The organism is Kitasatospora sp. NPDC001540 (assembly GCF_042894345.1).
In the GTDB taxonomy this organism is placed as follows: Bacteria; Actinomycetota; Actinomycetes; order Streptomycetales; family Streptomycetaceae; genus Kitasatospora; species Kitasatospora phosalacinea_C.
On record NZ_JBIAVO010000036.1, the window covers coordinates 53,809 to 74,572 of the forward strand.

At 73.5% G+C, this 20,764-nt stretch carries 20 protein-coding genes; 10 read left to right on the top strand and 10 right to left on the bottom strand.

Going from position 1 to position 20,764, the window contains the following annotated elements:
- The first annotated feature begins 131 nt into the window (after positions 1-131).
- Positions 132-725, top strand: coding sequence for an MBL fold metallo-hydrolase (locus ACFY00_RS31145; RefSeq protein ID WP_388035611.1), 594 nt, complete (start codon positions 132-134; stop codon positions 723-725).
- Positions 726-778: 53 nt separating this feature from the next.
- On the opposite strand, the gene ACFY00_RS31150 is transcribed toward ACFY00_RS31145, so the two are convergent.
- Positions 779-1,666, bottom strand: a complete 888-nt coding sequence (locus ACFY00_RS31150; RefSeq protein ID WP_388035613.1) for a LysR family transcriptional regulator — start codon at positions 1,664-1,666, stop codon at positions 779-781.
- Positions 1,667-1,853: 187 nt separating this feature from the next.
- On the bottom strand, positions 1,854-2,513 hold the full coding sequence (locus ACFY00_RS31155; RefSeq protein WP_388035615.1) for a hemerythrin domain-containing protein: 660 nt from the start codon (positions 2,511-2,513) through the stop codon (positions 1,854-1,856).
- Positions 2,514-2,906: 393 nt separating this feature from the next.
- Here ACFY00_RS31155 and ACFY00_RS31160 point away from each other — a divergent pair, with 393 nt between their 5' ends.
- The 4 genes from ACFY00_RS31160 to ACFY00_RS31175 all read left to right on the top strand — a co-directional run bounded on the left by ACFY00_RS31160 (position 2,907) and on the right by ACFY00_RS31175 (position 5,965).
- Complete coding sequence (locus ACFY00_RS31160) at positions 2,907-3,797, top strand: NAD-dependent epimerase/dehydratase family protein (protein ID WP_388035617.1); 891 nt, start codon at positions 2,907-2,909, stop codon at positions 3,795-3,797.
- 136 nt (positions 3,798-3,933) lie between these two features.
- Positions 3,934-5,223 carry an MFS transporter gene (locus tag ACFY00_RS31165; RefSeq protein ID WP_388035620.1) on the top strand — a complete coding sequence of 430 codons (1,290 nt, stop codon included), beginning with the start codon at positions 3,934-3,936 and terminating at the stop codon, positions 5,221-5,223.
- Positions 5,224-5,363: 140 nt separating this feature from the next.
- Entirely contained in the window at positions 5,364-5,546 is a 183-nt protein-coding gene (locus ACFY00_RS31170) for a hypothetical protein (protein ID WP_388035623.1), read from the top strand.
- A gap of 2 nt (positions 5,547-5,548) precedes the next feature.
- A complete protein-coding gene (locus ACFY00_RS31175; protein ID WP_388035624.1) occupies positions 5,549-5,965 on the top strand; it encodes an SgcJ/EcaC family oxidoreductase in 417 nt (138 codons plus the stop codon).
- Between the two features lie 18 nt (positions 5,966-5,983).
- Here ACFY00_RS31175 and ACFY00_RS31180 read toward each other — a convergent pair whose 3' ends face one another.
- The 4 genes from ACFY00_RS31180 to ACFY00_RS31195 all read right to left on the bottom strand — a co-directional run bounded on the left by ACFY00_RS31180 (position 5,984) and on the right by ACFY00_RS31195 (position 11,131).
- A complete protein-coding gene (locus tag ACFY00_RS31180) occupies positions 5,984-6,178 on the bottom strand; it encodes a hypothetical protein (protein WP_388035627.1) in 195 nt (64 codons plus the stop codon).
- Between the two features lie 125 nt (positions 6,179-6,303).
- On the bottom strand, positions 6,304-7,833 hold the full coding sequence (locus ACFY00_RS31185) for an NAD(P)/FAD-dependent oxidoreductase (protein WP_388035629.1): 1,530 nt from the start codon (positions 7,831-7,833) through the stop codon (positions 6,304-6,306).
- A 147-nt stretch (positions 7,834-7,980) separates the two neighbouring features.
- Positions 7,981-9,435 (bottom strand): hypothetical protein, encoded by a 1,455-nt coding sequence (locus ACFY00_RS31190; protein WP_388035631.1) that lies wholly within the window; start codon positions 9,433-9,435, stop codon positions 7,981-7,983.
- Positions 9,436-9,700: 265 nt separating this feature from the next.
- Positions 9,701-11,131 (bottom strand): hypothetical protein, encoded by a 1,431-nt coding sequence (locus ACFY00_RS31195; RefSeq protein WP_388035632.1) that lies wholly within the window; start codon positions 11,129-11,131, stop codon positions 9,701-9,703.
- 318 nt (positions 11,132-11,449) lie between these two features.
- On the opposite strand from ACFY00_RS31195, the gene ACFY00_RS31200 reads away from it, so the two are divergent.
- Together ACFY00_RS31200 and pntB are read left to right on the top strand one after the other, a co-directional pair.
- Positions 11,450-13,012 carry a Re/Si-specific NAD(P)(+) transhydrogenase subunit alpha gene (locus tag ACFY00_RS31200; RefSeq protein ID WP_388035633.1) on the top strand — a complete coding sequence of 521 codons (1,563 nt, stop codon included), beginning with the start codon at positions 11,450-11,452 and terminating at the stop codon, positions 13,010-13,012.
- A 6-nt stretch (positions 13,013-13,018) separates the two neighbouring features.
- Positions 13,019-14,458: a Re/Si-specific NAD(P)(+) transhydrogenase subunit beta gene (gene pntB, locus ACFY00_RS31205; RefSeq protein WP_388035634.1), complete on the top strand. Its 1,440-nt coding sequence runs from the start codon at positions 13,019-13,021 to the stop codon at positions 14,456-14,458.
- Here pntB and ACFY00_RS31210 read toward each other — a convergent pair.
- Together ACFY00_RS31210 and ACFY00_RS31215 are read right to left on the bottom strand one after the other, a co-directional pair.
- A complete protein-coding gene (locus ACFY00_RS31210) occupies positions 14,442-14,876 on the bottom strand; it encodes an STAS domain-containing protein (RefSeq protein WP_388035637.1) in 435 nt (144 codons plus the stop codon). The two genes, pntB and ACFY00_RS31210, sit on opposite strands and share 17 nt — an antisense overlap.
- A 129-nt stretch (positions 14,877-15,005) precedes the next feature.
- Positions 15,006-15,440 carry an Hsp20/alpha crystallin family protein gene (locus ACFY00_RS31215; protein ID WP_388035639.1) on the bottom strand — a complete coding sequence of 145 codons (435 nt, stop codon included), beginning with the start codon at positions 15,438-15,440 and terminating at the stop codon, positions 15,006-15,008.
- A gap of 111 nt (positions 15,441-15,551) precedes the next feature.
- Here ACFY00_RS31215 and ACFY00_RS31220 point away from each other — a divergent pair, with 111 nt between their 5' ends.
- The 3 genes from ACFY00_RS31220 (at position 15,552) to ACFY00_RS31230 (ending at position 18,539) form a co-directional block, all read left to right on the top strand.
- The gene (locus ACFY00_RS31220; protein ID WP_388035641.1) at positions 15,552-16,229 is read left to right on the top strand and encodes a hypothetical protein; all 678 of its coding nucleotides are present in this window, start codon (positions 15,552-15,554) and stop codon (positions 16,227-16,229) included.
- Positions 16,230-16,575: 346 nt separating this feature from the next.
- The gene (locus ACFY00_RS31225) at positions 16,576-17,895 is read left to right on the top strand and encodes a sensor histidine kinase (RefSeq protein WP_388035643.1); all 1,320 of its coding nucleotides are present in this window, start codon (positions 16,576-16,578) and stop codon (positions 17,893-17,895) included.
- A complete protein-coding gene (locus ACFY00_RS31230; RefSeq protein ID WP_388035645.1) occupies positions 17,880-18,539 on the top strand; it encodes a LuxR C-terminal-related transcriptional regulator in 660 nt (219 codons plus the stop codon). Before ACFY00_RS31225 ends, ACFY00_RS31230 begins: the two co-directional genes overlap by 16 nt.
- 21 nt (positions 18,540-18,560) lie before the next feature.
- On the opposite strand, the gene ACFY00_RS31235 is transcribed toward ACFY00_RS31230, so the two are convergent.
- Both ACFY00_RS31235 and ACFY00_RS31240 read right to left on the bottom strand, forming a co-directional pair.
- Complete coding sequence (locus tag ACFY00_RS31235; RefSeq protein WP_388035648.1) at positions 18,561-19,232, bottom strand: response regulator; 672 nt, start codon at positions 19,230-19,232, stop codon at positions 18,561-18,563.
- 52 nt (positions 19,233-19,284) lie between these two features.
- Positions 19,285-20,562, bottom strand: a complete 1,278-nt coding sequence (locus ACFY00_RS31240; protein ID WP_388035656.1) for a sensor histidine kinase — start codon at positions 20,560-20,562, stop codon at positions 19,285-19,287.
- Positions 20,563-20,764 lie beyond the last annotated feature (202 nt).

The following is a 20,764-nucleotide window of genomic DNA, read 5'->3' on the forward strand; positions in this document are numbered from 1 at the left end:
ACTCGCGCGGGCCGGGCCACCCCGCCACCGGAGCGTCGTTCCCGCCGCCGGGTCCGTGTTGGCACGGAACCTGCGATCGACGGCAGCGCTGCCACTCGTGAACGGTCCCGCCGATCAGCAGGATTGAGGCCATGACAGACGCACCGCTCCGCCGCAGCGCCACCTTCACCGTCCTGACCACCGGCTACGTGGGCTCCACCGGTCCCGGCGTCGCCGCCACCGTCTCCTACGTCACCGACGCCGACCGGCATGTGATCTTCGACCCGGGCATGGTCGCCGACCGCGACGACATCCTCCGCCCGCTCGCCGAACTCGGCCTCACCCCCGACGACATCACCGACGTCGTCCTCAGCCACCACCACCCCGACAACACCGTGAACGCCGGCCTCTTCCCCCGCGCCCGCGTCCACGACCACAAGGTGGAGTACCAGGGCGACCAGTGGACCAACCGCGACGCCGAGGGCCACGAACTCACCCCGTCGCTCCGCCTCATCCGCACCCCCGGCCACAGCCCCGAGGACATCACCCTCCTCGCCGGCACCCCCACCGGCGTCGTCGCCTTCGCCGGCGACCTCTGGTGGCACGCCGACGGCCCGGCCGACGACCCGGTGGCCCCCGACCGCGACCTCCTGCGGACCTCCCGCGAACGCGTCCTCGCCACCGCCGCCCTCATCGTCCCCGGCCACGGCGCCCCCTTCACCCCCACCCCCACCACCCCCCGGTGACCGCCGGGCCCGCGAGGCCCGCAACCCGGACACCACCGGTGCGGCCGAGCCGCTCAGAAGCGGTACGCGCCGAGGTCGCGGACCGTCGCGGCGAGGGCCCGGATGGGTTCGTTCTCGGCATCGGTCCGCCAGACGAGGACGTAGGTGAGGCTCGCGAGGTCGGGAACGGGGATCCACTTGATGTTGGACATGCCCCAGTGGCGGGTGACGTGGCTGGGGAAGCCGTGGATGATGTCGCCCATGCCGATCCGGTTGATCAGGTCCTCGGCGTTGGTCACGTGGATGCACCGCTCGATGGCCCGGCCGCGGGGGGTGTGGAAGGGCAGGTAGCGCTCTTCCCAGTACTCGGGGATGGAGGGCGGCATGGTGTGCTGGAAGTCCGCGAACACCTCCAGCTTCACCGAGCTCCGGCCGGCCAGTTCGTGGTCGGCGGAGACGGCGAGGATCCGGCCGTCGGTCAGCAGGGCGGGGCCGACGGTGAGGTCGGGCTCCTCCACGGGGAGCCAGACGACGAGGACGTCCAGCTCACCGCTGCGCAGCCGGCCGAACGGGTCCGGGTAGGCCAGTTGACGGACCTCCAGCTCCCACTGCGGGTTCCGCGAGCGGAACTCCTTCCAGTACACGTGCAGGTCGACGAGGTTGAACGGCATCATGCCGACCCGCAGCCGACCGGTGATGCCGCGGCTGGCGAGGCGGGCCCGTTCCAGGGACTCGTGCAGCCCCGCGTAGACCGGTTGGAGGTCGTCGCGCAGCTGGCGGCCGACCTCGGTCAGTCGCACGGTGCGGCTGGTGCGGTCGAACAGTGCGGCGCCCAGGCGGCGCTCCTGCTTCCTGATGGCCTGGCTGACCCGCGCCTGGGACACGCGGAGCCGTTCCGCGGTCCGGCCGAAGTGCAGTTCCTCGGCCAGGGCCAGGAAGATCTCGATGTCCCGCAGTTCCATGCCGCCCCCGTGTTCTCTTCGACTGCCTGTGGCCGTCGAGCCGCAGAAGTATATGCAGGCGGCGCTGCCCGGAAGAGGGTCCCGGAGGGTGAGGCAGCCGACAGCGGGACGGCGGAGAACGGTGCGGGGTCCCGAGTTGACGGCGCGACACCTGCCCTCGACAGTCGGCTGGTTGTGGGGATGCGTCTCACCCCAGGAGGGCGCAGGCCTCCCCGCGGCTGTCCCAGACGTCCAGCTCCGCGTACGCGGGCCGCCAGCGGTGGGTGAAGCCGTGCCACGCCGACCGCGGCAGGAGTCCGGACAGGACCGCGGTGACGGTCCGTTCGTCGGCCTCGTCCAGCAGCCAGGGCAGCAGCAGCGGCGAGGCCGGGGCGATCCGGCGGGCGTGGACGCGGGTGAAGTCGTCCCACTGGTCCTGGCTCAGGAACGCCTGGACCAGGGGGAGGACAGCGCTCTCCTCGTGGTCGAGGTGCCGTTCAAGGCCGGTGACGAAGGAGGTGATGAGGTCGAGGAGGCTGCCGGGACCGTCGTCGGGGTCGGCCGGTGCCCCGGCGATCGAGTCGACCAGGGCGGTGAGCGCGCAGTGCTCGACCTCGATCGCCTCGACCCTGGCCAGGTCGAGCGGGCGCCCGGCCAAGGCACGGCGAAGAGGCGGCCACAGCGCCTCCTCCTCGGCGCCCTGGTGGATGACCAGGGCGGTGACGAGCAGGTGCCAGCCGACGGTCTCCCGCGGGTCGGCGCGGCAGACGGAGCACCGGTGGGCGGCGGCATGGGCGAGGTGGGGGAGCTCCCGTCGCAGCGCGTCGTGCACGGTGCGGGTCACGGTCATGTCGAGCCTGTCGTTCACCTGGGTCCTGTCCTGGCGCCGATGGCCGCGCGGGCCCACGACTGACGGCGAACGGCGCGCGCCGTTCGGGCACCGACCAGCGTGCGCCGCGTCGGCCGGGGTGATCAACGGCGTAATGGCGACCGAGCCATAACCCACCGGTTATCGCGGCCGGGTCCGCAGGCCTCCGGCACCTTCCATAAGCCCGGGGTTATCGGACCTTGCCGATCTTTGCGTTGATGCGGGCGGGCGCGCGGCCGGAGGATCAGCCGCAGGTCATCGGCACCACGTCACCGACGTCCTCCGACCCCTGAGGACCCGCACGTGCGCACCCCGCCCGATCGAGCGGCGGACTGACGGAGTTCGGCCGCTCTTCCACCGTTCACACGTTTTCACCCACGAAGGAGATCGATCGTGAAGGTACTCGTGCTCGGTTCCACCGGCTACATCGGATCGGCCGTGGTGCGGCAGCTCACCGCGGACGGCCACCAGGTGGTCCACTTCGCGAAGGAGGGGCGCCGACTGCCGGCCGGTGCGTCGGTGCGGACCGGCGACCTCGCCGACCCCGCCTCGCTGCGGGCGGCCGTCACCGAGGACATCGACGCCGTCGTCAACCTCGCCACGCCCACCGGCGACGAGGCGGTGGACACCGCGGCCGTCGACGCGCTCGTCGAGCGGCTGCGGGGCACCGGCCGGGCCTTCGTCTACACCAGCGGCGTGTGGGTGCTCGGTGCCACCGGCGACACCGCCGTGGACGAGGACGCGCCCACCGACGCCATCGCCATCGTCGGCTACCGCCCGCGGATCGAACAGCGGGTGCTGGCCGCCGCCGGGAACGACGTGCGCGCCGTCGTCGTGCGGCCCGGCATCGTCCACGGCCACGGCGGCGGCATACCGGGCCTGATGACCGGTTGGGCCCGCGAGCACGGCGCCGGCCGGTACGTGGGCTCGCCGGCGACCCGCTGGCCGATGGTGCACGTGGACGACCTCGCCGAGCTCTTCGTGCTGGCCGTGACCAAGGCCGACGCAGGCAGCCTGCTGCACGGCGTGGCCCACGAGGCCGTCCCGGTCGCCGCGCTCGCCGCGGCCGCGGACCTCGCCGCCGGCGGCACCGGCCGCGCCGAGCCCTGGCCCGTCGAGCAGGCCGCCGAGGCGGTCGGCGCCCCGTTCGCCGAAGCCCTCGGCCTCCACCAGGTGGTCTCCGGTCGGCGCGCCGTCACCGAGCTCGGCTGGAACCCCACCCGCCCGTACGTGCTGACCGAGCTCACCGAAGGCGACGCCGGGCGTCTCCGTCCGTCTTCGTGACCCTGCCCTCACGAGCAACGCAGGTCGGCCACGCGCCCGGACACGGGCGTGCGGCCGACCTGCTCGCCGGAACCCCGGGCGGCGCCGGCGCGAGGCCTCTGTTCCACGGACAACGCAGTCGACTTGAGGAGTCGGAATGAAGGCGAAGGACCGCCGGGTACCCGGCGAGCGGAACCTGATCGCCGGGATGCTGGTGGACGCCGTGGGCACGGGCATGTACGTCCCGTTCAGCCTGGTCTTCTTCCAGCGGATCACCGGACTGCCGCTGCCGACGATCGGCACCGTCCTGACCGCCGCCGGACTGCTCGCGATGGGGGCCATGCCGGTCGGCGGCTGGGCGGTGGACCGGTTCGGCGCCCGCCGGGTGCGGCTGGCCCTCTACCTGGTCCGCGGCCTCGGCTTCCTGGCCTTCCCGCTCGGCACCACGCTGTCCGTCTTCGCCCTGGTGGCCACCCTGAGCGCGGCCGGCGCGCAGGCGTTCCCCGCCACCCAGCAGGCGCTGATCGGCGAGCTCACCGAGGGCGAGCACCGCGACCGGCTGATGGCCCTCGGCCGGAGCGTGAACAACGCCGGCCTCGGCGCCGGCGGCCTGCTCGCGGCCGGACTGGTCCAACTCGCCGGGGACGACGGCTTCCTGGCCGTGGCGTGGCTGAACGCGGCCACCTTCTTCGTCGCGGCCCTGTTCGCGCTGCGGATCAGGACCACCCCCCGGGTCCGCCCTGCGGCCGGGCGCCAGCGGGCCGACTACCGCACCGTGCTGCGCGACCGTCCCTACGCGGGCCTCACCGCGGCCAACTTCCTCATCGCCCTCGGCTACTCGGCGCTCAGCGTGCTGCTGCCGGTGTACGCGGTGAGCCGGTTCGACCTCCCCGCCTCGGTGGCCGGCCCGCTCTTCGCGGTCAACACCGCGCTGTGCGCCTTCGCCGGGGTGCCGGTCGGCACGCTCAGCCGGCGCTTCGCCCGGCGGACGCGGGTGGCCGCGGTCGGCGCCGCGGTCTTCGCCACCGCGTTCCTCGGCTTCGCCCTGCTCGACGCGGTGCCCCGCCGCGGCGTGATGGCCGGCCTGGTCGGACTGCTCGTCCTGTACACGATCGGCGAACTGGTGCACAGCCCGAGCGCGGGCGCGCTCTCGGTGAGCGCCGCCCCCGCCGAGGCGCGCGGCCGCTACCTGGCCACCTACCAACTCTCCTGGGCACTCTCGCAGACCCTGGCGCCGTCCCTGTTCACCGGACTGCTGGCGGTCGACGGCCGACTCCCCTGGCTGGTGCTGGCGGTCTGCTCGGCGGCAGGGGCCTTCCTGCTGCTCGTCCTGGAGCCGCGACTGCCGGCCGAGGCGGTGCGCACGACGGCCGTCGCAGCCGTGCCGCCCACTCGCACCGGGAACGCCGAGCCGACGGCACCGCCGACCGGTGTCACCACCCGATGAGCACCCCCCCGATGAGCACCCCGCTTCCACCCGTGCCCGGCCACCGGAGCCGGCACCGCCGCGACGGGCGGGCTCCGCCCGGCACCGACGTCCCGCGTCCCTGCTCCGCGCCCACCTCGACACCAGTTCAGGAAGATCTCATGACGTTCAGCGCCACCGTCTTCGTCGGCACCAGCCTCGACGGCCACATCGCCCGACCGGACGACGACCTGGAGTCCACCAGCGACATCGGCGGCTTCGCCCAACTGCGCTACACCGTCGAGAAGTCGGCGGCATCGCCAGGTGATCACGCGCGCTCGACCTCAACCACGCCCGAGGTGTGACGATGAATCACATGACCGGGGAATCCACACCCCGCGCGGCGGACCTCGAAGCGATCGACCGGCTCGTCGCGGCCGTCGAGCGCTCCCAGCAGGACAAGGACCCCGGAGAGTTCCTCGGCCTCTTCCACCCGGACGCGATCTGGACGACGGCCCACGGCAAGGTCCTCATCGGCCTCGACGCGATCTCGGAGTTCACCCGCAAGGTCCTTCCCGCGGCGAATTGGGACGGCAGGGTCACCTACCAGGTCGTCCACGTGCTCTTCATCCGTCCCGACGTCGCGGCAGTCAAGATCCGTCAGCGTTACCTGTCCCCGGGCGAGGAGAGCGAGGGCGCCCCGCTGTACGTGGTCTCGAAGCAGGCCGACGGCCGCTGGCTGCTGACCGCCTGCCAGAACACAGGGGTCTCTGTCGTCGACTAGCCCGCCTGTCGGCCGGGTTCACCGCGGGGTCCGGACGGGGTGCGGCCAGCCGGGGACGTCGCGGACGTGGACGCGGTCGTCGCACCAGGCGCACTCCCACTCGCCGAGGTCGATGTCGTAGGCGAGGCGGCCGCAGTGGACGGGGATGGGCTGGCTGCCGAGGTGGGTGGTGTGCCAGTCGGTGCGCTGCGCAACGGCGTTGGTGTCGGTCATGGGAAGAGCGTGGCAGGGGGGACTGACGGTCGGTCAGTGCCGGGCGACGCGAAGGGCGGGCGGCCCCGGGGTCTCCCCCGGAACCGCCCGCCCGTCACTGCCTGCCTACCGGTTCACCGCCGGGTTCAGGCGGAGGTGCGCTCGCCCGCGTCCTGGCGCGGCATGAACGGCGCGTCGCGGCCGGTGCCCGCCGGGGTGGAGCGCTTGGAGTCGCCGCCCTCCTCGTGGTACTCCTCCTCGACGTTGACCTCCCACACGTCGTGGGTGGAGCCGGTGCGGATGTTCTCCGCGGTCAGCAGCGCGGTCATCATCGAGTGGTCCTGGTTGTTGTACCGGTGCATGCCGTTGCGCCCGATCGGGTGCACGTTCGGCACGGCCTCGGCCAGCCAGGCCCGGATGACGTCCAGGGAGGCCTGGTAGCGGTCGTCGTAGATCGGGTACGCCTTGTGGATGCGCACCGCGTAGCCGACCTCGACGCTGCCCGGCTTGGTCAGGCCCAGCTGCTCCAGCTCGGCGGTGCCGAGCTTGACCAGCTCCTCGTCGGTCATGTTCCAGAGCTCGTCGCCCTCGTTGACGAAGTACTCCAGGCCGAGGCAGGTGCGGCCTTCCTTGACCAGGTACGGCGACCAGGAGCCGAAGTTCTGGATGCGGCCGACCTTGACGCCCGGGCTGTGGATGTAGATCCAGTTGTCCGGGAAGCCGTCCTTCTCCGGGACGACCAGGGCGACGGTGAGGAAGTCGCGGTAGCGCAGGTTGTTCGCGGCCTCGATCACCTCGGCCGGCGCGGCCGGCTCCATGATCCGGACCAGGTGCGAGATCGGGGTGGAGGACACCACGTGCTCGGCCGGGACCTGCGAGACCTCGCCGTCGGGGCCGGCCACGGCGACGGAGACCGCGCCCTTGCCCTGCTCCCAGAAGACCTTCTCGACGCGGGTGTTCATCTCGACCGTGCCGCCCTGGGCGCGGACCTTGTCGGTCGCGGTCTCCCACATCATGCCCGGGCCGTACTTCGGGTACTGGAACTCCTCGATGAGGGACGTGATGTCCTTCTGGTTCCGGCTCGGCAGCACCGCGTTCTTGATCGCGGCCATCAGCGACAGGTTCTTGATCCGCTGCGCGGCCCAGTCCGCCTGGAGCTCGGTGGTCTTCATGCCCCACACCTTCTCGGTGTAGGTCTTGAAGAAGATCGAGAACAGTCGGCGGCCGAAGCGGGCGGTGACCCAGCCCTCGAAGTGCGACTGGTCCTTCGGCGGGCGGACCCGGGCCCAGAAGTACGAGCCGATGCAGCGCACGGCCTCGATGACGCCCAGGCCCTTGAGCGCGTTGCCCGCCTTCAGCGGGTAGTCGAAGAGCTTGCCGCGGTAGAAGATGCGGCTCATCCGCGGGCGCAGCAGGAAGTCCTCGTCGGGGAGGATCTCGTGCCAGAGGGCCTCGACGGCGGCGACCTTGGTGAAGAAGCGGTGGCCGCCGATGTCGAAGCGCCAGCCGTCGCGCTCCGCGGTCTGGGATATGCCGCCGACGACGCTGTCCGCCTCGAAGACCCGAGCCGGGAAGCCGTGCTTGGTCAGGTCGTACGCGGCGGTCAGGCCGGCGGGGCCGGCGCCGATGACGACCGTTTCCGGCTTCGGCTCGGCCGGCGTGTTGCTGGATTCCATGTCTGGCCAGATCCTCGGTTCATGGTCTTCACGGGAAGACCGTCTGTCGGTGTGAGCGGTGCAAGGGTCGTGCGGGTGGAACTGCGGGGGGTCCTACGAGGGGGGGTGGGTCCGGGATGGACCGTGGCGGCGGGTCGGGGAGGCGGGTCAGGACGCAGTGACCGATTCCGCCACGGTGGAGGGGCGGTCGCGGTGCGCCGTCGTGGCGGTGCCGTCCGGGCCCGGATCCTCCGCGCCGCTGCCGGGTCGGGCGCGGTTCTCCCTGGCCAGCAGCCAGTAGGTCAGCACGCCCACGGCCGCGACGATGCTTCCGCTGGTCCAGGCGAACTGGCTGCTCGGCGGTCCGGCCCAGAAGGCCTTCGCCAGCAGGATGTTGCTGAAGATCCCGAGCCCGCCGAGCACCAGCCAGCGGGGTCCGATCCGGTCGGCGCGCATCGCCAGCAGCAGGAACAGCGTGGGGTAGATCGGGAGCAGGTAGCGGGCGCCGACCTGGGTGGCTCCGGCAGCCTGGAACATGATGACGGGCAGGAACAGGGCGGCGGTGCCCGTCCACATCACGGTCCGCATCCAGCGGTCGGCCGCCTTGCCCTGCGAGGTGACCAGGAACAGCAGCATCAGCGGGGTGCTGAAGAAGATGCTGGTGCCCATGCCGCCCGCCCGCAGGTCCATCACCGGGTGCGCGTCGTTGACGCCGGTGTAGTGGAAGTCGGGGAAGCGCAGGAAGTCGATGACGAAGTTCGGCCAGACGTAGCGCCAGTTCATCAGCCCGTACGGGAAGACCACCACGTCGTTGGCGGAGTGGATGTCGTAGCCGGTGCTGGTGACGCTGCCGAAGTACAGCTTGTTGCGGGCCAGCAGGACCGCGCCGCAGACCGCGAGCGGAACCACCGCGGCCGCGACCTCGCGCGGGGAGGGCCACCGGGCCGGGCGGAAGTTCCACCGTCCGGCGGTCTTGCGGCCCACGCCCAGGTCGCGGAGGTACACCAGGGCCGGGACGACGCCCACCACCATCTCGGTGGTGCGGGTCAGCGCGATCAGGCCCACGCCCAGCCAGGCCACCCACCAGCGGCGGCAGATCGAGCTGTGCAGCACCAGGAGGATCAAGGCGGTGCTCATCAACTGCCCGGTGAACCAGACCATCCCGGCGAGCGAGAGCCACAGCATGATCGTGCCGAAGCCGAAGACCGCGGCCAGGACGAGGTTCTCCAGCGTGGTGCGCCGGGTGATCCGGCGGTGCCGCATCAGCTCCAGGGTGCGGAACACCAGCACCACGTTGAGCGCCGCCACCCCCCAGGTGAACCAGACGTCGCTGAACCCGTCACCCAACAGCCACACGAAGGGCAGCATGACCATCGCCGGGAACGGCGGGTACATCGAGTAGTAGTGGCCGTTCACGGTGATCTTGTCGTCGACCACCCACGGACCGGGGCTCGGACCGAGGTCGAACCTCCCGTCCAGCCACGCCTGCACCTGCCACACGTAGTGCGGCGCCTGCGAGATCTTGCCCGCGTCGATCTTGAAGATGCCGGCGAACATCGCGAGCAGCGCCAGTGCGACGGCGAAGACCCCGAGGTCGACCAAGCGACGCCGGAAACGAATCATGACAGAAGCTCCACGGTGGACAATGAGAAATCGCGCGCCGAAACACACCCCCAGGCGGCGTGGCCGTCCGCGTTCTCAGGACGGAGCACCGCAATGGTAGGGCACGATCCAGCCAACCTCTCACACGGGTCCGGCCAGTGGTCCGGTGCCCGGCGGGGCGGAACCCACCTCGTGGGCCTTTTCTCCCAGTTCACGATCGTTCTGTCCGTCGGACGGCAGTTTTCCGAGAATCTCCCGGTCTCGGAACGGCACGGTCACCGAACGGTTAATTCCCGGCAAACGGACGGTCTCCCGCCGACGACCGCGGATGCGGTACGGCCGGACCGGCGCCCCCCGACCGGTTCGGGGTCTCCCGGGCGAGCAGCCAACAGGTCAGCACGCAGACCGCCATGACGATCGCGGCGGCGGCCCAGGCGAACCGGCTGCTCGGCCCGCTGACCCACTGGCTGTTCAGCGGTCCGGCCCAGAAGGCCTTCGCCAGCAGGATGTTGCTGAAGACCCCGAGCCCGCCGAGCACCACCCAGCGGGGTCCGATCCGGTCGGTGCGCATCGCCAGCAGCAGGAACAGCGTGGGGTAGATCGGGAGCAGGTAGCGGGCGCCGACCTGGTCGTAGCCGGCCGCCTGGAACAGGAGGACGGGCACGAACAGGGCGGCGGTGCCCGTCCACATCACGGTCCGCATCCAGCGGTCGGCGGCCCTGCCCTGCGAGGAGACCAGGAACAGCAGCATCAGCGGGGTGCTGAAGAAGATGCTGGTGCCCATGCCGTCGGCCCGCAGGCTCATCACCGGGTGCGCGTCGTTGACGCCGGTGTAGTGGAAGTCGGGGAAGCGCAGGAAGTCGATGACGAAGTTCGGCCAGACGTAGCGCCAGTTCATCAGCCCGTACGGGAAGACCACCACGTCGTTGGCGGAGTGGATGTCGTAGCCGGTGCTGGTGACGCTGCCGAAGTACAGCTTGTTGCGGGCCAGCAGGACCGCGCCGCAGACCGCGAGCGGAACCACCGCGGCCGCGACCTCGCGCGGGGTGGGCCAGCGGACGGCGCTCCGGCGGCCCACGCCCAGGTCGCGGAGGTACACCAGGGCCGGGACGACGCCCACCACCATCTCGGTGGTGCGGGTCAGCGCGATCAGGCCCACGCCCAGCCAGGCCGCCCACCAGCGGCGGCAGACCGTGCTGTGCAGCACCAGGAGGATCAAGGCGGTGCTCATCAACTGCCCGGTGAACCAGACCTTGCCGCCCAGCGAGAGCCACAGCGAGATCGTGCCGAAGCCGAAGACCGCGGCCAGGACGAGGTTCTCCAGCGTGGTGCGCCGGGTGATCCGGCGGTGCCGCATCAGCTCCAGGGTGCGGAACACCAGCACCACGTTGAGCGCCGCCACCCCCCAGGTGAACCAGACGTCGCTGAACCCGTCACCCAACAGCCACACGAAGGGCAGCATGACCATCGCCGGGAACGGCGGGTACATCAGGTAGTAGTGGCCGTTCACGGTGATCTTGTCGTCGACCACCCACGGACCGGGGCTCGGACCGAGGTCGAACCTCCCGTCCAGCCACGCCTGCACCTGCCACACGTAGTGCCCCGACGTCGAGACCTTGCCCGCGTCGATCTCGAGGATGCCGGCGAGCACCGCGAGCAGCGCCAGTGCGACGGCGAAGACCCCGAGGTCGACCAAGCGGCGCTGAAGACGGGTCATGGCAAGGACTCCATGGTGGACGAAGAGGATTCGCGCCGAAACACACCCCCAGGCAGCGAAGCCCTCCGTTCCCGTGGGACGGAGAGCACCGCAATGCTAGGGCACGGCCGGTCAGCACCAGTTGGAACAGCTCCCCCCGCCCCGCGTCACGCCCCGCGGTGTAGTCCGGTCGGTGGGAGTTGTGGTGACACATTTCACCGTTCGCCCCGTTCTGCCGGGAGGGGTCGGGAGTCTAGGTTCCTGCGACCAGGGGGAAGTACTCCCCCTCGATCACCGAACACGTCCGGCACCACCTCCTCCGACGAGAGAGAACGAGCGATGTCTGGATACGACTCCTCCGCCCGCCCGCCCCAACGGGTCGGCGTGGTAGCCGAGTCCGTGCCCGGGGAGACCCGGGTCGCGGCGACCCCGGCCACCGTGCGCGGGCTGCTGGCCCTCGGCTACGACGTGGTCGTCGAACCCGGTGCCGGTGCGGCCTCCGGGTTCGACGACGCGGCGTACGCGGCGGCGGGCGCCGCCGTCGGGGACGCCTGGGCGGCCGACGTGGTGCTGAAGGTGAACGCGCCGTCGGACGCCGAGGTGGAGCGGCTGCGCACCGGCGCCGTCCTGGTGGGGCTGCTGGCGCCCGCGCAGCACCCGGAGCTGCTGGCGGCGCTGGCGGAGCGCGGGGTGACGGCGCTGTCGCTGGACGCGGTGCCGCGGATCTCCCGGGCGCAGTCGATGGACGTGCTCAGCTCGATGGCCAACATCGCCGGGTACCGGGCCGTCATCGAGGCCGCGCACGCCTTCGGCCGGTTCTTCACCGGACAGGTCACCGCGGCGGGCAAGGTCCCGCCCGCGAAGGTGCTGGTGGCGGGGGCGGGCGTGGCCGGGCTGGCCGCGATCGGCGCCGCCTCCAGCCTGGGCGCGATCGTCCGGGCCACCGACCCGCGTCCCGAAGTGGCCGACCAGGTCAAGTCGTTGGGCGGCGAGTACCTGGCCGTGCAGGTCGCCCAGGAGGCGAGCACCGACGGGTACGCGAAGGCCACCTCGGCGGACTACGACCGGGCCGCCGCCGAGCTGTACCGGGCCCAGGCCGCGGACGTGGACATCGTGATCACCACCGCGCTGATCCCCGGCCGCCCCGCGCCGAAGCTGCTCACCGCCGAGGACGTGGCGGCGATGAAGCCGGGCAGCGTGGTCGTCGACATGGCGGCCGCCCAGGGCGGCAACGTGGCCGGGACGGTGCCCGGCCGGACGGTGGTCACCGAGAACGGGGTGACCCTGATCGGCTACACCGACCTGGCGTCCCGGCTGCCCGCGCAGGCCTCGCAGCTGTTCGGCACCAACCTGGTGAACCTGCTGAAGCTGCTGACGCCCGGCAAGGACGGGCAGTTGGCGATCGACTTCGAGGACGTGGTGCAGCGCGCCGTGACGGTCGTCCGGGACGGCGCGACCACCTGGCCGCCCCCGCCGGTCGCCGTCTCCGCGACGCCCGCCGCGGCCGCGCCCGCCGCTCCCCCGGCCGCCCCGGCCGCCGCCGCGCCCCCGCGGACGACGCCCGCCGTCCGGTTCGGCCTGATCGGCGCCGGGATGCTCGCGCTGTTCCTGCTGGTCGCCTTCGCCCCGGCCCAACTGGCGGAGAACTTCACGGTGTTCGCGCTCGCCGTGGTCATCGGCTACTACGTGATCGGCAAGGTCCACCACGCCCTGCACACGCCGCTGATGTCGGTGACCAACGCGATCTCCGGCATCGTCGTGATCGGCGCGCTGCTGCAGATCGGGCACGAGAGCACCCTGGTCACCGTGCTGTCCTTCGTGGCGATCCTGCTGACCAGCGTGAACGTCTTCGGCGGCTTCGCCGTCACCCGCCGCATGCTGAGCATGTTCTCGAAAGGCTGAGCCGAGATGACGTCCCTCACCGCCGCGCACGCCGCGGACCTGGTCGCCGCCCTGCTGTTCGTCCTCAGCCTGGCCGGCCTCTCCCAGCACCGCACCTCCCGGGCCGGGGTCGGCTACGGCATCGCCGGGATGGCCCTCGCCCTGACCGCCACCGTCGTGGTCGCCTCCCGCTCGATCAGCGCGGGCGCCGTCGCGCTGATCCTGCTGGCGACGGCGCTGGGCGCCGCGATCGGCCTGTGGCGGGCCCGCCGGGTCGAGATGACCGAGATGCCGGAGCTGATCGCCGTCCTGCACAGCTTCGTCGGCCTGGCCGCCGTGCTGGTCGGCTGGAACAGCTACCTGGAGGTGGAGCGGCACGGCGACGCGCAGACCGCGGTCGCCGCCGACCTGCTGTCCATCCACCACGCCGAGGTGTTCATCGGCATCTTCATCGGCGCCGTCACCTTCACCGGCTCGGTCGTCGCCTACCTGAAGCTCTCCGGCAAGATCGCCTCCCGCCCGCTGGTGCTGCCAGGCAAGAACGCCCTCAACCTGGGCGCGCTCGGCGCCTTCGCCGTGCTCACCGCCTGGTTCACCGCGAGCCCGGACCTGGCCCTGATGGTCGCCGTGACGGTGCTGGCGCTGCTGCTGGGCTGGCACCTGGTCGCCTCCATCGGCGGCGGCGACATGCCGGTCGTGGTCTCGATGCTCAACAGCTACTCCGGCTGGGCGGCCGCCGCCGCGGGCTTCCTGCTCGACAACGACCTGCTGATCGTCACCGGCGCGCTGGTCGGCTCCTCCGGCGCCTACCTGTCGTACATCATGTGCCGGGCGATGAACCGCTCCTTCCTCTCCGTCATCGCCGGGGGCTTCGGCATCGAGGCCGCGGCGGGCGGGGAGGCCGAGCAGGGCGAGCACCACGAGATCGCCGCGCGGGAGGCCGCCGAGCTCCTCGCCGCCGCCGGGTCGGTCATCATCACCCCCGGCTACGGCATGGCCGTCGCCCAGGCCCAGCACCCGGTCGCCGAGCTCACCCGCCGCCTGCGCGAGCGCGGCGTGGAGGTCCGCTTCGGCGTCCACCCGGTGGCGGGCCGGCTGCCCGGCCACATGAACGTGCTGCTGGCCGAGGCGAAGGTCCCCTACGACGTCGTCCTGGAGATGGACGAGATCAACGAGGACTTCGCCGACACCTCCGTCGTCCTGGTCATCGGCGCCAACGACACCGTCAATCCGGCCGCCCTCGACGACCCGGCCAGCCCGATCGCCGGGATGCCCGTCCTCAAGGTCTGGGAGGCCGAGCGGGTCGTCGTCTTCAAGCGCTCGATGGCCTCCGGCTACGCGGGCGTGCAGAACCCGCTGTTCTTCCGGGAGAACACCAGCATGCTGTTCGGCGACGCCAAGCAGAGCGTCGAGCAGATCCTGCAGTCCCTCGACGCCGCCGACCCGGCCCTCACCGGCCGGCCCTGACGGCGCGCGGCCGGACGACGCGGGACCGCCCGGCGTCGGACCGCCCGGCGTCGGACCGCTCGGCGTCGGACCGCTCGGCACCGGACCGCCCGGCGCGGGGCCGGGCCCCGCCGGGACGTTCGAGTCCGGCGAGGTCCAGCCCGGTCAGCTCCAGCAGCCGGGTCACCGGGCGGCCCGCGCCGCGCAGCACCAGCCGGGCGCCCGTCCGGTCGGCCTGCTCGCCGGCCGCCAGCAGGACGCGCAGGCCCGCGCAGTCCATGAACGTCACCTCCGAGAGGTCCAGCACCACCTCCCGGTGCTCGGCCAGGGCGCGGGCCAGTTCGCGGCCGGTCCGGGGGGCGGTGTCGGCGTCGACCTCGCCGCGGACCCGCACCAGGAAGGGGTTCTCCACTCGGACGCTCTCCGCTCGGACCGCCATGGGCTCGCTCGCCGTTCTGGAGCGGCCCGCCCGCGTTGCGGGGGGGGGCGGGCCTGGGTTGCCGGGGGTACCGGGCCGCACCGTGCCCGCGGGGTACGGCGCGGCCGGGCCTGGTCGGGCCGGGCCCGGTCAGGCCTGGAGCTGGTGGCGGGTGCCGCTGCGCGCGACCGCCACCTTGCGGGGCCGGGCCTTCTCGGCGACCGGGATGCGCAGCGTCAGCACGCCCTCGTCGTACTCGGCGGTGATGCCGTCCGGGTCGAGGGTGTCGGCCAGCACGACCTGCCGGGAGAAGACGCCCAGCGGACGCTCGGACAGCTCCCACTGCACGTCCTCGCCCTGCTGGCGCGGTCGGCGCTCGGCCTTGACGGTCAGCACGTTGCGCTCGACGTCGATGTCGATCGCCTCCGGGTCCACCCCCGGCAGGTCGAAGCAGATCACGTACTCGTCGCCGGCCCGGTACGCGTCCAGCGGCATCGGGGTGGGGCGCGACCAGGTGCCGGTCGTGCCCAGGAACTGCTGGGTCAGCCGGTCGAGTTCGCGGAACGGGTCGGTGCGCAGCAGCATCGCGAAACACCTCCTGTGGGATCAAAGGGTGCCGGTGCACATCACCTGGGACCGTTCTAACACGTCATCCGATGGATGACAAAGCAGGTTCGTCATCGTTAGGGTGACAGTATGAGTCGCAAGCCGCCCCCCGTTCCCGAGCGGCCCGCCGCACCGGTGCCGCTGCTCGCCGCCGTCGCGGCCCTGGCCACCATCGACGACGCCGTCCGCGCCGCCCAGCGCCCCGGAGCGGGGGCGCCGACCGGCGAACCGCCCGACCCCGGCCCCGAACCGGCCCTCGCCGCCCTGGTCCTGCTGCGCGAGCTGCGGGCCCAGCTCGCCGGCTGGGAGGCCGGCCTGGTGGAGGACGCCCGCGCCGCCGGGGCCACCTGGGCCGACCTGGCGCACCCCATGGGCGTCGCCAGCCGCCAGGCCGCCGAGAACCGCTACCTGCGCCTGCGCCGCGCCGAGGGCGCCCCCGCCGCGGAGACCGGCGCCGGGCGGGTCAAGGCCGTCCGCGACCACCGGGCCGCCGAGCGCGCCGTCACCGCCTGGGCCCGCGACCACGCCGCCGAACTGCGCGTGCTGGCCGCCCAGCTCACCTCGGCCGGACTCGGCCCCGAGGCCCGCCCCGCCCAGCAGACCCTCACCGCGGCGCTCGGCACCGCCGACGCCGCCGACCTGCTCGCCCCCCTCCACGACATGCGCCCCCACCTCGATGACGACCACGACCACCTCGCCTCCCGCCTCGATGCCCTCTCCGACCGCACCGAACGGCTCCGCGACGCCAGCAACCGGCGCCGCGCCTGACCGCGCCACGACGCCCGACCGCGCCGCGACACTCACGACACCCGACACGCCCGAGGCCCGCTGGGAGCACCTGCTGCACCGGCTGGACCTGGCGCGGGCCCGGGTGCGCTCCGACACGGCGGCCGCCCTGACCGCGCTGGACGCCCGCCTCGCCCGGCTCGACGCCCTGCGCCGGCAGTCGGCCCTGCGCGGGCAGTCGGCCCGGGGCGACGACCCGTCCGGAGTGGGCCCAGCCCCACCCGGCCGTACGGGCAGGCCCATGTCGGTCCGGCCGCCCGCTCCGTAGGGTCGGGGTGCGCCGTCCGGGGAGGCGGTGGCGCTCGACGCGGTGGGAGGGGACGGAACGGTGGGCGGTGTCTCGCGGGGCGGGCCGGTGCGGTGGGCGGCCGCGGTCGGGGTCGGGCTGTGGCGCTCGGCCGTGCTGGTGGTGTCGACCTGCCTGCTGGCGGTGGTCGCGGTGCCGGTGGGGTGGGCCGGGTCCGCGCTGGCCTACTCGTGGTCGGCCGGGACGACGGCGGCGCTGCCGCTGCGGGCGCTGGCGGTGTTCGGGGAGACCCTGCTGGTGGCGCTCTGGGTGGGGGTGGCGGTGTGGACGGTGCACCCGTTCACCAGCCGGGCGCTGGCGGGGGCGGCCCGCCGCTGCGCGGCGCGCTGGCTGGGCCTGGAGCTGGCGGTGGAGTACCGGCGGGCCCGGCCGGTGACCCGGATGGCGACGGGGTTCTGGTGGGACGGGCAGGAGTACCACCGCTCCGAGCGGGAGGCCCGCCGCCGGGCCGCGGTGCACGCCCGGTTCCACGACCCGCAGCTGCACGGGGACGGGGTGTGGATGCTGGCCGCCGCCGTCACGGTGCTGCCGGTGGCCGCGCTGCCGCTGCTGGGGCTGGGGTTCGGCGCGGCGCTGCTGCCCGGCCGCCCGGTCGTCGGGGCGGCGCTGGCGGTGGCGGGCCTGGCCGCGGCGCCGTTCGCCTGGCGGGTGCTGGGGCCGGTCGGGCACCGCCTGCTGGGGCCGGTGGCCTCCACCCGGCTGGGGTGGCGGGTGGCCGAACTGGAGGGCATCCGGGCCGACCTGACGCAGACCCAGGCCGCCGAACTGGAGCGGATCGAGCGCGGCCTGCACGACGGCGCGCAGGCCCGACTGGTCGCGCTGGGCATGTCGGTGGGCGCCGCCGAGCACCTGGTCGACCGGGACCCGGAGGCGGCGAAGCGGCTGCTGGCCGAGGCCCGCGCCACCTCGGCGGGGGCGCTGGCCGAACTGCGGGCGCTGGTGCGCGGCATCAACCCGCCGGTGCTGGTCGAGCGCGGCCTGGTGGACGCCGTCCGGGCGCTGGCGCTGGACGCCGCGGTGGAGGTGGAGGTGGTCAGCGCGGTGCCGTCGCGGCCCGAGCGCCCGGTCGAGGCGGCGCTGTACTTCTCCGTCGCGGAGCTGCTGGCCAACGCCGCCAAGCACGCCCACGCCCACCTGGTGCGGATCGAACTGTCGTACGCGAACCGGGTGTTGACTGCTACGGTGAGCGACGACGGAATCGGCGGGGCGGCCGCGTCCGCCGGGTCCGGCCTGAGCGGCGTCGAGCGCCGCGCGGCGGCCTTCGGCGGGCGGCTGGAGATCGACAGCCCCGCCGGGGGACCCACTCGTATCACCGTGGCGGTGCCGTGCGAATTGTCGTAGCCGAGGACCTCTTCCTGCTCCGGGAGGGGATGGTGCGCCTGGTCGAGGCGTACGGCCACCAGGTGGTCGCCGCCGTCGACAACGGGCCCGCCGCGCTGGAGGCGCTGCTCGCCCACCGGCCGGACGTGGCGGTGGTCGACGTCCGGCTGCCCCCGGCGTTCTCCGACGAGGGCCTGCGGGCCGCGCTGGCCGCCCGTCAGCGCTTCCCGGGCCTGCCGGTGCTGATCCTCTCCCAGCACGTCGAGCAGCTGTACGCCCGGGAGCTGCTCGCGGACGGGCACGGCGGTGTCGGCTACCAGCTCAAGGACCGGGTGCTGGACGCCGGGCAGTTCATGGACGCCGTCCAGCGGGTCGCCGACGGCGGCACCGCGCTGGACCCGACGGTGGTCGCCAAGCTGCTGGGCCGCCCGGCCCGGGCCGACCCGCTGGCCGCGCTGACCGAGCGGGAGCGCGCGGTGCTGGCGCTGATGGCCGAGGGGCTGTCGAACGCGGCGATCGCGGCCCGGCTGTTCCTCTCCGAGGGCTCGGTCAGCAAGTACACCACCGCGCTCTTCGGCAAGCTCGGCCTGGCCGACGACCAGGACACCAACCGCCGGGTCCGGGCCGTCCTGGCCTACCTGGACGCCGGGCGGGAGGGGCGCTGACCCGTCACGGGCCGCCGGGCGTCACGGGCCGCCGGGGCGGACCAGGCCGGTCTCGTAGGCGATGACGACGAGTTGGGCGCGGTCGCGGGCGCCGAGCTTGGTCATCGCCCGGTTGACGTGGGTCTTGGCGGTGAGCGGGGTGACGAACAGCCGCTCGGCGATGTCGTCGTTGGAGAGTCCGGCCGCGACCAGGGCGACCACCTCCTGCTCGCGGGCGGTGAGCACGTCCAGCCGGGGCAGCGCGGCGCGCCGGCCGGGGTCGGGCTGGGCGAGGAAACGGCCGATCAGCGCCTTGGTGGCGGCCGGGGAGAGCAGGGCGTCCCCGGCCGCCACGACCCGGATGGCGTCGAGCAGTTCCGCCGGGTCGATGCCCTTGCCGAGGAAGCCGCTGGCCCCGGCGCGCAGGGCCTCGGCCACGTACTCGTCGTTCTCGAAGGTGGTGAGGACGAGGACCTTCACCCCGGCCAGGTCCTCGTCGGCGGTGATCAGCGCGGTCGCGGCGAGGCCGTCCAGGTCGGGCATCCGGATGTCCATCAGGACCAGGTCGGCGCGCAGTTCGCGGGCGAGCGCGACGGCCTCCCGGCCGGTGCCGGCCTCGCCGACCACCTCCAGGTCGGGGACGGAGTCGATCAGCAGCCGGAAGGTGCCGCGCAGCAGCGCCTGGTCGTCGGCGAGCAGGACGCGGACGGTCATCGGTGGGTCCTCTCCGGTGGACGGGGGCGGCGGGGGTGGCGGTGGCGGCCGGTCACGACGTCCCGCAGCCCTTCCGGCCGCCGCCCGTGGGCAGCGGCAGGGCGGCGTGGACGCGGAAGCCGCGGCGGGGGCGGGGGCCCGCGGTGAGGGTGCCGCCGACGGCGCGGGCGCGCTCGTGCATGCCGATCATGCCGTGCCCGGTGCCGTCGGCCGCCCCTCCCCCGCCCGCCGCGGCCCCCGCGGCTCCCGCAGCTCCCGCGGCTCCCGGGCGCCCCGCGCCTTCCGTGCCGCGGCCGTCGTCCTCGACGGTGACCTGCAGCAGGCCGGGGGCGAAGTCGAGGCGGACCCGGGCGGTGGCCGGGCCGGCGTGCTTGTGGGTGTTGGTGAGGGCCTCCTGGATGATCCGGTAGGCCGTCAGGTCGGTGATCGGCGGGAGCCCGTCGGACTCCCCGGCGCGTTCCACCGCGACCTCCAGGCCGGAGTGCCGGAAGGCGTCGAGCAGGTCGTCGAGCCCGGCCAGGCCGGGGGCGGGTTCGCGCGGCGGGGCCTGGTCGCCGCTGTGGCGCAGCAGGCCGACGGTGGCGCGCAGTTCGTCGAGGGCGGCGCGGCTGGTGTCGCGGATGCGCTCCAGCGCCTGGTAGGCGTGCTCGGGGTCGGTGCGCATCAGGTGGTGGGCAACGCCCGCCTGGGCGTTGACCAGGGTGATGTGGTGGGCGACCACGTCGTGGAGCTCGCGGGCGATCCGCATCCGCTCCTCGGTGACCCGGCGGCGGGCCTCCTCCTCGCGGGTGCGTTCGGCGCGCTCGGCCCGTTCGACGGCGGAGGCGAGCAGTTCGCGGCGGCTGCGGACGGCGTCGCCGATCGCCACCGACAGGCAGGGCCAGGCGATCAGCCCGAGGTTCTGCGGGAGCTCCTCCAGGCCGGAGCGGGCGACCAGCGCGGTGAGGGTGAGCACCGCGGCGGCGCAGCAGCCGGTGCGCCAGGCGGTGCGCCGGTCGGTGCGGGTGGCGACGGCGTACAGGGCGACGCCGACCGCGAACAGCGAGATCCCGAAGGCGTCCGGGTGCGGCGCGGGCGTGAACGGGACCACCACCAGCTCGACCACCCCGACCAGCACCGTCGCGGCGGCCACCGGCACCGGCCACCGGCTGCGGACCAGCAGCGGCAGGCAGGAGGCCAGCAGGAGCAGCAGGTAGGCGGGGATCGAGGCGTCGCGGTGGTACGCGGTGGCGGCGGTGACCGGGGCGGCGACCAGGAAGCAGGCCAGCGCCAGCGCCACGTCGACGCGCCGCGGGCGCCCGCCGCACCAGCGCCTGAGCATCTCCGTCATTCGCACCCTTTCACCGTACGCAGTTCCGTCGCGCGCGGCGGGGGGGGGGGGGGGGGGGGGGGGGCGGGGGGGGGCCGCCCCGGGGGGGGGGGGGGGGGGGGGGGGGGCGGGGGGGGCGGGGGGGGCTGCGGGGGGGGCCGCGCCCGGGGCGGTGCCGGGAGCTTCCGCGGGGGCGGTGGGTGCGGCTGCCGGAGCCTGGCCC

What these genes read in the sequence shown, in the direction of transcription:
- ACFY00_RS31145 (WP_388035611.1), top strand. Translation starts at nt 132, where the DNA reads ATGACAGACGCACCGCTCCGCCGCAGCGCCACCTTCACCGTCCTGACC.
- ACFY00_RS31150 (WP_388035613.1), bottom strand. Translation starts at nt 1,666, where the DNA reads ATGGAACTGCGGGACATCGAGATCTTCCTGGCCCTGGCCGAGGAACTG.
- ACFY00_RS31165 (WP_388035620.1), top strand. Translation starts at nt 3,934, where the DNA reads ATGAAGGCGAAGGACCGCCGGGTACCCGGCGAGCGGAACCTGATCGCC.
- ACFY00_RS31170 (WP_388035623.1), top strand. Translation starts at nt 5,364, where the DNA reads ATGACGTTCAGCGCCACCGTCTTCGTCGGCACCAGCCTCGACGGCCAC.
- ACFY00_RS31175 (WP_388035624.1), top strand. Translation starts at nt 5,549, where the DNA reads ATGAATCACATGACCGGGGAATCCACACCCCGCGCGGCGGACCTCGAA.
- ACFY00_RS31180 (WP_388035627.1), bottom strand. Translation starts at nt 6,178, where the DNA reads ATGACCGACACCAACGCCGTTGCGCAGCGCACCGACTGGCACACCACC.
- ACFY00_RS31185 (WP_388035629.1), bottom strand. Translation starts at nt 7,833, where the DNA reads ATGGAATCCAGCAACACGCCGGCCGAGCCGAAGCCGGAAACGGTCGTC.
- ACFY00_RS31190 (WP_388035631.1), bottom strand. Translation starts at nt 9,435, where the DNA reads ATGATTCGTTTCCGGCGTCGCTTGGTCGACCTCGGGGTCTTCGCCGTC.
- ACFY00_RS31195 (WP_388035632.1), bottom strand. Translation starts at nt 11,131, where the DNA reads ATGACCCGTCTTCAGCGCCGCTTGGTCGACCTCGGGGTCTTCGCCGTC.
- ACFY00_RS31200 (WP_388035633.1), top strand. Translation starts at nt 11,450, where the DNA reads ATGTCTGGATACGACTCCTCCGCCCGCCCGCCCCAACGGGTCGGCGTG.
- pntB (WP_388035634.1), top strand. Translation starts at nt 13,019, where the DNA reads ATGACGTCCCTCACCGCCGCGCACGCCGCGGACCTGGTCGCCGCCCTG.
- ACFY00_RS31210 (WP_388035637.1), bottom strand. Translation starts at nt 14,876, where the DNA reads ATGGCGGTCCGAGCGGAGAGCGTCCGAGTGGAGAACCCCTTCCTGGTG.
- ACFY00_RS31215 (WP_388035639.1), bottom strand. Translation starts at nt 15,440, where the DNA reads ATGCTGCTGCGCACCGACCCGTTCCGCGAACTCGACCGGCTGACCCAG.
- ACFY00_RS31220 (WP_388035641.1), top strand. Translation starts at nt 15,552, where the DNA reads ATGAGTCGCAAGCCGCCCCCCGTTCCCGAGCGGCCCGCCGCACCGGTG.
- ACFY00_RS31235 (WP_388035648.1), bottom strand. Translation starts at nt 19,232, where the DNA reads ATGACCGTCCGCGTCCTGCTCGCCGACGACCAGGCGCTGCTGCGCGGC.
- ACFY00_RS31240 (WP_388035656.1), bottom strand. Translation starts at nt 20,562, where the DNA reads ATGACGGAGATGCTCAGGCGCTGGTGCGGCGGGCGCCCGCGGCGCGTC.